Here is a 12,552-nt window from a genome sequence, read left to right as displayed (position 1 = left end):
AGCCGATAAAATGGATACCCCCCGGGACTCCGGGCGCTCTTTCGGCAGTGGAGAAGTCACTTATGAGTATTAATAAAACACACGCGGTATCCGCTATCCGGCCCGCTGAACCACAACTGATGCAACGCGGCCTTGCCAGGCACCTGAAGCCCGGTGCCAGTGAACAGCCCTCCGCGGCAACTCACTTTACCCTGAGCCAGGCAATGACGGCACTCCGGACTCACTCCGGTCAGGATATTCGTTCAGAAAAGGTCGATGCCCTGCGTGAATCCATAAGCAGCGGCACTTACCGCGCCGACAGCAGTAAAATTGCCGCCGGATTACTGCGAACCCTGAGTGCAAACGGCCCGGATGAAGACTGATTTCCGCCCTCCGCTGCCGGATATATTATCTGATATGCAGCAATTACTCGGCTCACTGAAAGAGATGATGCTGGCAGAACAGCAACAACTGATATCCGCCCACCCGGACAGTTACCGGCTACAGAACCTGGCAGAAGATAAACAGGCTGCACTGAACACGCTGGACTATCTCGATAAACAGCGGATGAACGCAGGCACTGCGGCCGGTCTGCAGGCTCCGTATCTGCGGGAGAGTGCATTACACGCCCGCTGGCAGCAGATCCATCTGCGGGTGACGGAATTACAGCAAATGAATCAGCACACCGCACTGTTACTCCAACAGCAAATGGACCGGACCGCACAGGCCCTGACTCTGCTTCATCCGTTGCAGACACAAGCACTGTATGGGCCGGATGGCCAGGGGAGATAACCGCAGGTCTCTTCGCCCGCCGGAATCCGATGCCAGCCAGTCCTCCCTGCTGACGAGCCTTCCGCCGGAGCATCCCCGCTGCCCGCGTGCAATCTGAACCGCCCCTGCGCTCAGTGGCCTGTCGGCCCTCTCCCGGCCCCCCTGTTGCCCGTAACCATCATCGCAGACCTGGTGTAACCCTGTCAGCACCTTACCCGCCCGAAAAAATACAACCGGCAAACGCTCACCGGAGACTGTCCCGGCCATCCCTCAACAGTAAGCTATGCACTGCATGGAGGTCCGTATTCCCGTCACCGGCGACTGCCCCGGCCAGGACGCTGCGGAGGGCTAATCCGGCTCCAACTCCGGCCATCCCTCAACAGTAAGCTATGCACTGCATGGAGAACCGTATTCCCGTCACCGGCGACTGCCCCGGCCAGGACGCTGCGGAGGGATAATCCGGCTCCAACTCCGGCCATCCCTCAACAGTAAGCTATGCACTGCATGGAGAACCGTATTCCCGTCACCGGCGACCGCCCCGGCCAGGACGCTGCGGAGGGCTCATCCGGCCCAACTCCGGCCATCCCTCAACAGTAAGCTATGCACTGCATGGAGGTCCGGTTCCGCGGTCATCAGAAGCTGACCGGACAGACCGGGGGTGAACGGGCTAAGCCCTCTCCGCTATGTGCAAACAGAACGGGGAGCGACGTGGTGAATAGATCTCAGGCGGAAGACAGGACGGACACCAGGAAGGGGTACTACTGAGAAGAAATAAGATTGACTGCAAGATGGCAGATGCCGCTACGGCCCACCCTGAGCAGGGTAAGCCGCAGCGCGGTGATGATAAGTTACTGAACACTGCGGCGGGAAAAGTCCCTCAGACGGAAGCCAAAAGCCGCCAGGCTGGCAAAGTAGGCAAAACCGCCCAGCGCACACACGCCCATCAGGCGCAAAATACGCCAGACCATTTTGCCTTCACCCCAGGAGGGCATAAAGTGCAGCACGGCGCATAACACCACCGCCATAATGATCACCGCAAGGATAAGCCGGCTCAGAAAACTGTACCAGCCGGGCTGAGGCTGGAAGAAGTTTTTCTTACGCAGTTGCCAGAACAGCAGTGAGGCATTCAGGCAGGCGGCCAGACCGATAGATAAAGATAATCCGGCATGCTTCAGTGGTCCGATAAACATCAGGTTCATTAACTGTGTGGATATCAGGGTAACAATGGCAATTTTTACCGGGGTTTTAATGTCCTGACGCGAATAGAATCCGGGAGCCAGCACTTTTACCACGATCACTCCGACCAGACCGACCGCATAAGCCACCAGTGCATGCTGGGTCATCAATGCATCAAAGGCGTTGAACTTACCATACTGAAAGAGGGCTGAGACCAACGGACCGGCCAGGATACCGATGGCCACCGAACTGGGGATGGCCAGTAACAGACACAGACGCAACCCCCAATCCATCAGATGCGAATACTCTTTTAAATTACCGCTGGAAAAACTGCGTGATAATGACGGCAGCAGGATAGTTCCCAGCGCGACGCCCAGCACTCCGGAAGGAAACTCCATCAGACGGTCAGCATAATACATCCAGGAGACCGACCCGGAGGCCAGGAAGGAAGCAAAGATCGTGTTAATGATCAGGGAAATCTGGCTGACCGAGACCCCGAGGATCGCCGGTCCCATCTGTCGTAAAACACGCCAGACCCCGGTATCCTGCAGATTGATCCGCGGCAGGACCAGCATCCCGATTTTACGTAAATGGGGTAACTGATACCCCAGTTGCAGCACGCCGCCGGCGACGATAGCCCAGGCCAGGGCCATGATGTGGGGATGGAACCAGGGCGTGGCGACCAGTGCAAAGAAAATCATACTGATGTTCAGCAGCGTCGGGGCAAATGCAGGCACCGAAAAGCGGTTCCAGGTATTCAGGATGGCGCCCACCAGCGAAGCCAGTGAGATCAGCAGAATATAGGGAAACGTCACACGCAGCAGTGACGTGGTCAGCGCAAATTTATCGGCGGTATCCGCAAAGCCGGGAGCCGTAATATAGATAACCCAGGGAGCGGCCAGCATCCCCAGCAGAGTGACTACGGCCAGCACCAGCGTCAGAAGTCCGGAGATATAAGAGACAAAAATACGGGTCGCTTCCTCACCCTGCGTATTTTTATATTCGGCCAGGATAGGCACAAAGGCTTGCGAGAATGCGCCTTCAGCAAAGATACGTCTTAACAGATTTGGCAGTTTAAATGCCACAAAGAACGCATCCGTGGCCATGCCTGCACCAAAGACTCTGGCGACGATGGCATCCCGGGCAAACCCCAGGATACGGGAAAATAACGTCATTGAACTGACCTGAGCCAGTGATTTGAGCAAATTCATAGTGTGTCTGACATCCTGCTATTTTGACATTTATGTCCCTTCCGGGAGATAACTCTCCCGGTGTGCCGGCGTTAGTCTACTGCCCCGGATAAAAATGACCAGTACTGTTTGTTACAAGGCATGATTCAGCGGTACTTGTCCGCCGTACCCTCTTTCCAGGTCAGGGCGGTAAGCACATGATCTTCCCAGACCCCGTTAATCAGCAGGTATTCCCGGGCATAGCCTTCTTTTTCAAATCCCAGCCGCGCCAGCAGGTTACCACTGCGCTGATTACGGGGCATATAGTTAGCCATAATGCGATGAATTTTCTGCTGACGCTGCATATAGCGAAGAGTCGATTGTAATGCTTCCTGCATCAGTCCTTGCCCCTGCCAGTTTTCACCCAGCGAATACCCCAGATAACAGGCATGAAAACATCCGCGTACCACATTACTGAAATTGGCAACGCCCATGACTTCTTCACTGGCGGGATCCGTCAGAATAAAATAATAAGCCGCGCCCTGTCGTTGCTGTTCAGCCATGATCGATAGCCGCGTCTGCCAACCGGACGGCTGAAAGTAGCTTTGGTCCCGGATAGGCTCCCAGGGCAGAAGATAGTCACGGTTACCGGCATAATAGTCTGCCATCCGCCACGCATCACGCTCGTTAATCAGGCGTACAACCATGCGATCGGTGGTCAGACTCACCCGTGGTGCCATACTGCGATATCCGAACATAAACGCTCCCTAAAATAGATCCCCCGGAGAATAGCGCCATCACGCGTTGCTCCGTGCCGGTGGCGGTGTAAGCCTGCTATGTTAAACCCGTCAGGCGGTTTATCCCATTAAAAACGCATCACTTTATGTGGCGAAGGGATATTTCAGGCTGTCGCCCATAGTGATCGTTGCCACGGTCCGGTATCGCCGGGAATATCGGACCCGCTGAGATATACACCCCGGCCGGAGTCAGGCAAAATGCCGGAGTCCGCCTAATAACATTCCCGGTAAGTGAGGAAAAATGCGTAAGGTTATTCTGTTTGTACCGTTACTGTTCAGTGTTCTGTTACTGAGTGCCTGTGACCATCTGGCCCGCTATACCATTACGGAACAGGAAGTGAATCAGGCGCTGCAGAAACATGACAATTATGAGAAAGATATCGGTGTGAACGGCCTCGCCACCGCACATATTACCCTGACGGACTTACAGTCTGCCATCGGTCGTGAAGAACCCGGTAAGATGACCCTCTCCGGGAAAGCCAGTCTGAAATTACAGTCGCTGTTTGGTCAGCAGAACGCCGATATTTTCCTGAAGATGAAAGCCCAACCGGTATATAACCCGGAGCAGGGCGCCATCTATCTGCAGGATCTGCAGGTGACTGACAGCCAGGTCCGGCCGGACAAACTGCAACAGGCGGTTAATGCGCTGATGCCGGTGCTGAACCAGTCACTGCAGGACTATTTCAGGACACATCCTGCGTATGTTCTGAATGCAGATCACAGTACCGGGGAAGCCATGGCGAAAAAACTGGCACAGGGGCTGGAAGTCAGGCCGGGTGAATTAGTGATTTCACTCACCCGTTAAGGCCAGGGCAGTCATTTCTGCTGACGGCATCAATCACGCGAAAAAACATGTGCATTCCGGCGCGGGGAGCTTTATCCTTACTCCCCGGTTAAATCCCACCTTTATTCATTGACGCCGGAGCCCGATGCATGACTCTTCACCCAGATACAATCACTTTACGCCGCCCCGATGACTGGCATATTCATTTACGTGACGATGAAATGCTCAATACCGTCCTGCCGTATACCAGTGATGTTTTTGCGCGGGCGATCGTCATGCCCAACCTGGTGCCCCCGGTCACGTCCGTTGCCGCCGCGAAAGCCTATCGTGAACGTATCCTGGCCGCGACGCCAGCGGCACATCGCTTTCAGCCCCTGATGACTTGTTATTTGACCGACTCTCTGGACCCGGACGAAATCGAGACAGGTTTTAAAGAGAAGGTCTTTACGGCGGCCAAGCTTTATCCGGCCCATGCGACCACCAATTCCAGCCACGGTGTTACCAGTGTTCAGCATATTGCGAAGGTGCTGGAGCGCATGCAGGCTATCGGTATGCCATTACTGATCCATGGTGAAGTGACCGACGCCCATATTGATATTTTTGATCGTGAAGCACAATTCATAGATCAGGTGCTAATCCCGCTCCGCCGCCAGTTTCCTGAGTTGCGGATTGTGATGGAACATATCACCACCCGGGATGCGGCCCAGTTTGTCAGCAGTGAAGAACATCATATCGCCGCGACTATCACGCCGCAGCACCTGATGTTTAACCGTAACCATATGCTCAGCGGCGGCATCCGTCCGCATCTGTACTGCCTGCCAATCCTGAAACGTAATGTCCATCAGGAAGCCCTGCGTCAGGTGGTGGCCAGCGGAGATAGCCGTTTCTTCCTCGGGACAGATACCGCACCTCACCTGCGCGGACGTAAAGAATCCTCCTGCGGTTGTGCAGGGGTCTTTAATGCCCCGACAGCACTGTCAGCCTATGCCACCGTGTTTGATGAACTCGGCGCTCTGCAACACCTGGAAGCCTTCTGTTCACTGAATGGGCCGCAATTCTACGGCCTGCCGGTCAATACCGATACCGTCACACTGGTCCGCAAACCCTGGACCGTACCGGAGACCATTCCGGCCGGTAACGATGTGCTGGTGCCTTTCCTGGCCGGTGAAACACTGAACTGGACCGTAGAGGCCTGAGCAGTATCAGGGGTTACATTTCCCGCCAAAATACTGTAAATATATACAGCACAAAACAGCCGTCACTTCGGCTGTTTTACCAGATATTTCAGTAACGATTAAGCGTGTCATACGCCGTGCCGGGTGTCGCCATCCGGCTTTTTTATTCGTCTTAGCAGTAATATTCTCTGTCAGTTTCCTGAAGACTGTCCTGCCGCCCCTGGCGTAGCCCGGTGCTCAAATCCCGCTAAAAGGCAGGCAGTCTTGTGTTGCTGGCGACACACGACCGGCCCCGGTAAACCGGAGGGCTCCCTGAATATTTTCCTGTCATCATCATTGCTGTCTCAAATTCGTCACCCTGAATATGCGTGTTTTGCACAGCCATGCTATACTGGAGCCACCTTCATTCTGTTAAAGAAGGTCGGATGTAAACCTCAACCTACACGTAGTCTAACGAGTAATCAGGAGGTTTTATGGACAGAGAGAAAGATGTTATTCAGACCCATTCCCTGGTTGGCTGGGATATCAGTACCGTTGATGTCTATGATGCCATGATGATTCGCCTGCATTCTTTATCATCCATGCAGCAAAGTGAAGAAGATGCCGATGTCGGCCCGACGTACTGGCTGACGACAGATGTCGCCCGGCAATTTATTTCGATTCTGGAAGCGGGTATCGCCAAAATAGAATCTGCCGAAAACAGTTCATCCCTACCGCTCAAACATTAATCTCTCATCTGACAGGCACCCTGACGGGTGCCTGATGTCTGCGGCATCACGTGCCCGCCCCGGTAAATTCTTCGTCTGACGATGGCATGAACGCCTGCATTACCCCGTTTTTTATTCTCCCCCCTGCTCTGCTATGCTGCGTTATCTGTCTTCATTCAGGAGCTCACAGGGAATGATTTATGATCTGATCATCGCCGGCAGCGGGTCTGCCGGTGCGGCGGCCGGTTATTATGCCAGCAAGGCCGGTTTAAAGGTGCTGATGGTGGATGCCTTTCATCCGCCTCATACAGAAGGAGCCCACCACGGAAAGAACCGGCTGATCCGTTATGCCTACGGAGAAGGTGAAAAATATGTCCCGCTGCTGCTGCGCAGCCGGCAGCTCTGGCAACAGTTTGAAGCCGATGCCGGTGTGCGGCTGCTTCATCCCTGCGGCGTGCTGAATGCAGGCCCGCAGGATTCTCAGTTTATGACCCGCCTGGCGGAAAGTGCTGAGCGCTGGTCACTGCAGGCTGAACCTCTGAGCCCGCAGGAAGTCACCCAACGCTGGCCGGAAATTACGTTGCCCGCGCATTTTGCGGCGGTTTTTGAACCGGAGGCCGGTTATCTGTCCAGTGAACTGGCCGTCGAACACTGGATCCGCCTCGCCCGTGAGCAGGGGGCAGCACAGCTGTTTAACTGCCCGGTCACCGGTATTTCCCGCGACGGCGACCTGCAACAGGTGGTCACCGGCGAGGGAACCTTCCGCGCAACCCGCTTGCTTATCAGCATGGGGAGCCGGGTCAACGATTTTGTGGCGTCTCTGCCGGTCATCCAGACCCGGAAAGTCTTTGCCTGGTTTCAGGCCGATGGCCGATATAGCGAGAATAATCACTTTCCGGGCTTCAGCATCGGTCTGGACGATGGCAGCCATTATTATGGATTTCCGGCGCAGGATAATGCGTTGAAAGTGGGTCGTCATGACGGCGGACAGCCCGGAGTATCAGACAATAAGGCCTTCCCTTTCGGCAGCTATCCTGAAGACGGTAGCGAATGCTTCGCCTTCCTGCGCCACTGCCTGCCGGGCGTCGGCGGGTGTTTATACGGGGAAAGTTGCAGCTATGATAACTCCCCGGACGGCGATTTTATTATCGATACCCTGCCGGAGAATCCGGGCTGCCTGATCTTCACCGGCCTGAGCGGTCATGGGTTTAAATTCGCCCCGCTGCTGGGTGAAATTGCGAGTGAATTCGCCCGACAGGGCACCCTGCCGGAGACATTACGCCCTTTCTCTCTTAGCCGCTTTACCGGCTGACCTGGCCGGGGGGTCACCTTTGCCGGGGCGGAGCCGCCGCCCCGGGACACCGTCATGATTTCTTTATAAAAGCGTAATATGACTGTCACCGTCGCTTAATAGCATCCCTGCTGCTTCTGTTCTTCGGATCCTATTAAGGTTATGCCCATGAAAAAGCCAGACAGTGAACACCCTGAAAATACAGAGAAATCCCCCGCCGCAGAAGGTTTGACGCCGGATAATCCGGCCCGCCGCCGTTTCCTGGCCGGCGCTTCTGTTCTTGGCCTCAGTTCCGGTATTCTGCCGCTGGCAAATGCAGCCACAGGGACGGAAAACTGCACGGATAACCGGCACCTGCTGAGTCAACTGCCACGTAAAGCGCAGGACAGCTTACTGCGGAAACATATTCGTCATGTGGTGGTGATCTATGCAGAAAACCGCAGCTTTAATAACCTGTTTGCCAACTTCCCGGGCGTAAAACACCCGCTGTCTGCCCTGAAAGCGGAAGACATCCGGCAACGTGACCGTAACGGAGACGTTCTCAGCCATCTGCCCCCGGTCTGGAAAGGGCTGGTACCCAATGAACAGACTGTCAATCATACCCGTTACCAGGTGCCGGAAAACGCTGACTATATGCAGCAGCTACCAAACCAGCCCTTTGCCCTGAAAGGCCCCGGCGGTGAAGCCCTGCCCCAGGGGGTGATCACCCGTGATTTGTGGCATGTGTTCTATCAGAATCAGATGCAAATCAACGGCGGTAAAAACGATAAATTCGTCGCCTGGGCAGATTCCGGGGCGCTGACCATGGGCTATTACGGGGACAGTGCCTGGAATATGCGGCTATGGAACCTGGCCCGCGAATACACGCTGTGTGATAACTTCTTCCAGGGAGCCTTTGGTGGATCCTTTCTTAATCACCAGTATCTGGTCGCGGCGCGGCCACCGGTCTATCCGGAGGTACACCAGTCTCCGGCCAGGGATCAGGTCGCCACACTGATGAGCGATGACCCGGCAGATCCGCGACTGAAGCCACTGGAGGACTCACCCGCCAGCGCACTGGACGGTATCCCGCGATTCGGGCCCAGCCAGATCACCCCCGACGGGTTTGCCGTCAATACGATGTTACCCCCGTACTGGCCATCAGGCAGCCGTGATAAAGCGAACCCAGCACTGGCCGATCGCTCCTCGCCGAAAACATTGCCGCCACAGACCCACCCGCATATCGGTAATCTGTTGTCAGCCCGTAATATCGACTGGGCCTGGTATGCCGGCGGCTGGCAGTTTGCTATCGACGGTAAGAAGGACAGTAACGATTTCCCTGCCCGTCCGGATTTCCAGCTGCATCACCAGCCGTTAAACTATTTTGCAGATCTCGGTCCGGAACACCCTGAAAACCGCCGCCAGCATCTGCGTGACGGCGGCCTGGGTGATACGGCAGAGACCAATAAATTCCTGGCCGATGCCGAGGCGGGCAAACTGCCGCCGGTGACCTTCTATAAACCGCAGGGCAACCTGAATATGCATGCCGGCTATTCCGACGTCGAGTCCGGTGACCGTCACATCGCTCATATTGTTGACCGGCTGCAGCAAAGCCCGCAGTGGGAAAATACGCTGGTCGTGATCACCTTTGATGAAAATGGCGGCTGGTGGGATCACGTTGCTCCGCCGAAAGGCGATCGCTGGGGGCCCGGTACCCGAATTCCGGCACTGGTGATTTCGCCTTACGCGCGCAAAGGTTATGTGGATCATACCCAGTATGATACCGGGTCGATACTGCGACTGATCAGCCGTATTTACGATCTTCCGCAGTTACCTGGCCTGAAACAACGTGATGACGCTCTGGAGAAAAACGGGCATCCGCCGATGGGTGACCTGACCGGGGCTCTGGAATTCCCTGCCTGAGTTCTTCGGGGCACGGAGATAAAAAAGCCTGACATTGTCAGGCTTTTTTCGGTTATTCCCCGCCGTCTTTCACCGGCTGCGGGATGGTCATCCGTAACACGCCACGGGATTTATTAAAGATTTTGTTGCTGGTTTCACGGCCGGCACGGCGTAACCGCTGTTCTTCCGGCGGAAGCTGCGACTCTTCCATACACATCGGGCTGCAACAGCCATGATATTTTTCAGCACAGGCCGGACACTGGATAAATAGCAGGTGGCACCCGTCATTGATACAGTTCACATGAGTATCGCAGGACGTCCCGCACTGATGGCAATGCGCTAAAACATCGTCAGAGATCCGCTCGCCCATCCGTTCATCAAAGACGAAGTTTTTACCTTTAAAACGAACCGGTAAACCTTGCTCCCGTGCGCGACGGGTGTATTCGATGATCCCGCCTTCGATATGATAGACATTATCGAACCCACTGTGGCGCATCCAGGCACTGGCTTTTTCGCAGCGGATCCCGCCAGTGCAATACATCACAATTTTTTTGTCTTTCTGTTGCTCCAGCATTTCGACGGCCATCGGTAACTGGTCACGGAAGGTATCTGCAGGAATTTCCAGTGCATTGTCGAAGTGGCCGACTTCATACTCATAATGGTTACGCATATCCACGAAAACCGCATCCGGATCATCCAGCATCTGGTTGACCTCATCCGCTTTCAGATATTCGCCGACATCGGCGGCATCGAAGGTTTCATCTTCGATACCATCCGCCACAATGCGTTCCCGCACTTTAAGGCGTAACACCCAGAAGGATTTACCGTCATCATCCAGAGCAATATTCATGCGTAACTGATCCAGGGCCGGATCAAAATCATACAGTGCCTGCTTCATCGCTTCATAACGACTTTGCGGAACGCTGATTTGGGCATTAATCCCTTCACGGGCAACATAAATACGCCCGAAAACATTCATCGCTGTCAGCGTCTGGTACAGCTTATCGCGAAAGGCCTGCGGATCTTCAATTCGGAAATATTTATAAAATGAGACGGTGGTACGTGGCTCAGTTTCAGCGAGCATGCGCTCTTTGAGCTCTTTATTGGAAACAAGGTTGTGTAACACTGGCATGGTGTTCATTCCTGTGAGTTATACGAAATTCTGAAGGGGCAATATCATACCCGAATTATCCGCCCGGCAAAACGATAGCTCCGCAGTGTTTTCACTTTGCAGCATAAAAAGCAGAGTAAAATCACCGCAAACAGGATATAACATTTTAGATAATGTTAAAAAATGGCACAATAACAGGAAAATTGTAGAGAGGAACCTTCTCTGCCCGGGAAATGGAATGTGGGAAAACAATAAAATGACACAATTGCCTGAATTTAATCGCAGCCTTCTTCATCCCCGTTATTGGATCACATGGCTGGGTATCGGAATACTCTACCTGGTGGTTCTGTTGCCCTATCCGGTGCTTAATTTTCTGGGCACGAATCTGGGCCGGCTGTCGATGCGTTTTCTGAGAAGCCGCGTTGATATTGCACGTCGTAACCTTGAACTCTGTTTTCCTGACATGCCGGAGGCTGATCGTCAGGCGCTGTTAGTGCATAATTTTGAATCTGTCGGCATGGGACTGATGGAGACCGGTATGGCCTGGTTCTGGCCGGACTGGCGGATTAAAAAATGGTTTGCGGTGTCCGGACTTGAACATATAGATAAGGCGCTTCACGATAAGCGTGGCGTGTTACTGATCGGTATTCATTTTCTGACGCTTGAACTGGGTGCGCGTATTTTTGGGATCTACAACCCGGGTATCGGGGTTTACCGTCCTAATGATAACCGGCTGCTTGACTGGCTGCAGACCTACGGACGGATGCGCTCCAATAAATCGATGCTGGATCGTAAAGATATCAAAGGGATGATCCGTGCCCTGAAGAATAACGACATTATCTGGTATGCCCCGGATCATGATTACGGTCCGCGCGCCAGTGTGTTTGCCCCCCTGTTTGCCGTGGATAACGCGGCCACCACCCGTGGCAGCTATATGCTGATCCGCACCAGTCACCCTGCGGTGATCCCGTTTGTTCCGCGCCGTCTGCCCAACAGACGGGGGTATGAAATGGTGATTTTACCCGATGCCAGCGACAATATACCGCTGAGTGATGAGCTGGCGACGGCTGCCCGTATGAACCAGATCGTTGAAGAAGGTATTCTGCTGGCTCCCGACCAGTATATGTGGCTGCACCGCCGCTTTAAGACCCGCCCTGAAGGGGAACCTTCGCTCTACTAAGTGCCCACAGCCCCGGCGTTTTTTCTGTTCGCCGGGGCCAGTATTAATTTTTTCCCTCCCCTTTATCCCTGACTGATTTGATCTATGCTTTAGGTTCCTGCACACCTAACCGGAGCACTTATTATGGATCTTTACAGCACCTTGTCGGAAGCAATTGAAGCCGCCCGCGAAACATTTCTGGCAAACTTTCCGGACTCTGACAGCGAACCGGATATCCGGCAGTTTTCACTACAAAAATACGTGATGCAGGAAGGCGAAACCCGCTGGCAGGCAGAGTTTTCGGGTGAAGAAGAGACAGAAACCGGCGAATGTCTGCCATTGCTGTTCGACGAAGCGGCACAGTCCGTCTGGTCCGGGGATTTTGACCCGCAGGAGCTGCTGCAGGAGTGGTCAGAGGAAGATACGCTGCATGAATGGGACGATGGCGAATTCCAGCTAAGCCCGCCGACCGATACTGAAGAAGGGCTACGTGCTGCCGAAGAGTGGACGGATGATGACAGTGAAGCTGAACGCTGGTAACCCCGGCGTTAC

At 54.3% G+C, this 12,552-nt stretch carries 12 protein-coding genes; 9 read left to right on the top strand and 3 right to left on the bottom strand.

The window, feature by feature from the left end:
- Window positions 1-62: 62 nt before the first annotated feature.
- A complete protein-coding gene (gene flgM, locus ABD035_RS03315; protein ID WP_343867686.1) occupies window positions 63-362 on the top strand; it encodes a flagellar biosynthesis anti-sigma factor FlgM in 300 nt (99 codons plus the stop codon).
- Window positions 352-771 (top strand): flagella synthesis protein FlgN, encoded by a 420-nt coding sequence (locus ABD035_RS03310; protein WP_256437037.1) that lies wholly within the window; start codon window positions 352-354, stop codon window positions 769-771. Before flgM ends, ABD035_RS03310 begins: the two co-directional genes overlap by 11 nt.
- Window positions 772-1,598: 827 nt before the next feature.
- Here ABD035_RS03310 and murJ read toward each other — a convergent pair.
- Both murJ and rimJ read right to left on the bottom strand, forming a co-directional pair.
- The gene (gene murJ / locus ABD035_RS03305) at window positions 1,599-3,137 is read right to left on the bottom strand and encodes a murein biosynthesis integral membrane protein MurJ (RefSeq protein ID WP_212712254.1); all 1,539 of its coding nucleotides are present in this window, start codon (window positions 3,135-3,137) and stop codon (window positions 1,599-1,601) included.
- A gap of 125 nt (window positions 3,138-3,262) precedes the next feature.
- On the bottom strand, window positions 3,263-3,853 hold the full coding sequence (gene rimJ / locus ABD035_RS03300) for a ribosomal protein S5-alanine N-acetyltransferase (RefSeq protein WP_212712253.1): 591 nt from the start codon (window positions 3,851-3,853) through the stop codon (window positions 3,263-3,265).
- A gap of 280 nt (window positions 3,854-4,133) precedes the next feature.
- Here rimJ and ABD035_RS03295 point away from each other — a divergent pair, with 280 nt between their 5' ends.
- The 5 genes from ABD035_RS03295 to acpA all read left to right on the top strand — a co-directional run bounded on the left by ABD035_RS03295 (window position 4,134) and on the right by acpA (window position 9,751).
- Window positions 4,134-4,697 carry a lipoprotein gene (locus ABD035_RS03295; RefSeq protein WP_343867680.1) on the top strand — a complete coding sequence of 188 codons (564 nt, stop codon included), beginning with the start codon at window positions 4,134-4,136 and terminating at the stop codon, window positions 4,695-4,697.
- 128 nt (window positions 4,698-4,825) lie between these two features.
- Complete coding sequence (pyrC, locus tag ABD035_RS03290) at window positions 4,826-5,872, top strand: dihydroorotase (protein ID WP_343867678.1); 1,047 nt, start codon at window positions 4,826-4,828, stop codon at window positions 5,870-5,872.
- 452 nt (window positions 5,873-6,324) lie between these two features.
- Window positions 6,325-6,579: a biofilm formation regulator BssS gene (bssS, locus tag ABD035_RS03285; protein WP_212712250.1), complete on the top strand. Its 255-nt coding sequence runs from the start codon at window positions 6,325-6,327 to the stop codon at window positions 6,577-6,579.
- A 172-nt stretch (window positions 6,580-6,751) separates the two neighbouring features.
- Window positions 6,752-7,870, top strand: coding sequence for an N-methyl-L-tryptophan oxidase (solA, locus tag ABD035_RS03280; RefSeq protein WP_343867675.1), 1,119 nt, complete (start codon window positions 6,752-6,754; stop codon window positions 7,868-7,870).
- A gap of 147 nt (window positions 7,871-8,017) precedes the next feature.
- On the top strand, window positions 8,018-9,751 hold the full coding sequence (gene acpA / locus ABD035_RS03275) for an acid phosphatase (protein ID WP_343867673.1): 1,734 nt from the start codon (window positions 8,018-8,020) through the stop codon (window positions 9,749-9,751).
- A 52-nt stretch (window positions 9,752-9,803) separates the two neighbouring features.
- Here acpA and trhO read toward each other — a convergent pair whose 3' ends face one another.
- Entirely contained in the window at window positions 9,804-10,862 is a 1,059-nt protein-coding gene (gene trhO / locus ABD035_RS03270; RefSeq protein WP_212712247.1) for an oxygen-dependent tRNA uridine(34) hydroxylase TrhO, read from the bottom strand.
- A gap of 235 nt (window positions 10,863-11,097) precedes the next feature.
- Between trhO and ABD035_RS03265 the strand changes: the two genes are divergently transcribed.
- Complete coding sequence (locus tag ABD035_RS03265) at window positions 11,098-12,021, top strand: Kdo(2)-lipid IV(A) acyltransferase (RefSeq protein WP_343868191.1); 924 nt, start codon at window positions 11,098-11,100, stop codon at window positions 12,019-12,021.
- Window positions 12,022-12,144: 123 nt separating this feature from the next.
- Complete coding sequence (locus ABD035_RS03260) at window positions 12,145-12,540, top strand: MysB family protein (RefSeq protein ID WP_212712246.1); 396 nt, start codon at window positions 12,145-12,147, stop codon at window positions 12,538-12,540.
- Window positions 12,541-12,552 lie beyond the last annotated feature (12 nt).

The organism is Tatumella terrea (genome assembly GCF_039523755.1).
Lineage (GTDB): Bacteria > Pseudomonadota > Gammaproteobacteria > Enterobacterales > Enterobacteriaceae > Tatumella > Tatumella terrea.
Note: the sequence above shows the minus strand (reverse complement) of the source record. Positions and strands in the feature narration are given on the sequence as shown.

Bases quoted from the DNA above. Each gene is read 5' to 3' on its own strand.
- flgM (WP_343867686.1), top strand. From the start codon at position 63: ATGAGTATTAATAAAACACACGCGGTATCCGCTATCCGGCCCGCTGAA.
- ABD035_RS03310 (WP_256437037.1), top strand. From the start codon at position 352: ATGAAGACTGATTTCCGCCCTCCGCTGCCGGATATATTATCTGATATG.
- murJ (WP_212712254.1), bottom strand. From the start codon at position 3,137: ATGAATTTGCTCAAATCACTGGCTCAGGTCAGTTCAATGACGTTATTT.
- rimJ (WP_212712253.1), bottom strand. From the start codon at position 3,853: ATGTTCGGATATCGCAGTATGGCACCACGGGTGAGTCTGACCACCGAT.
- ABD035_RS03295 (WP_343867680.1), top strand. From the start codon at position 4,134: ATGCGTAAGGTTATTCTGTTTGTACCGTTACTGTTCAGTGTTCTGTTA.
- pyrC (WP_343867678.1), top strand. From the start codon at position 4,826: ATGACTCTTCACCCAGATACAATCACTTTACGCCGCCCCGATGACTGG.
- bssS (WP_212712250.1), top strand. From the start codon at position 6,325: ATGGACAGAGAGAAAGATGTTATTCAGACCCATTCCCTGGTTGGCTGG.
- solA (WP_343867675.1), top strand. From the start codon at position 6,752: ATGATTTATGATCTGATCATCGCCGGCAGCGGGTCTGCCGGTGCGGCG.
- acpA (WP_343867673.1), top strand. From the start codon at position 8,018: ATGAAAAAGCCAGACAGTGAACACCCTGAAAATACAGAGAAATCCCCC.
- trhO (WP_212712247.1), bottom strand. From the start codon at position 10,862: ATGCCAGTGTTACACAACCTTGTTTCCAATAAAGAGCTCAAAGAGCGC.
- ABD035_RS03265 (WP_343868191.1), top strand. From the start codon at position 11,098: ATGACACAATTGCCTGAATTTAATCGCAGCCTTCTTCATCCCCGTTAT.
- ABD035_RS03260 (WP_212712246.1), top strand. From the start codon at position 12,145: ATGGATCTTTACAGCACCTTGTCGGAAGCAATTGAAGCCGCCCGCGAA.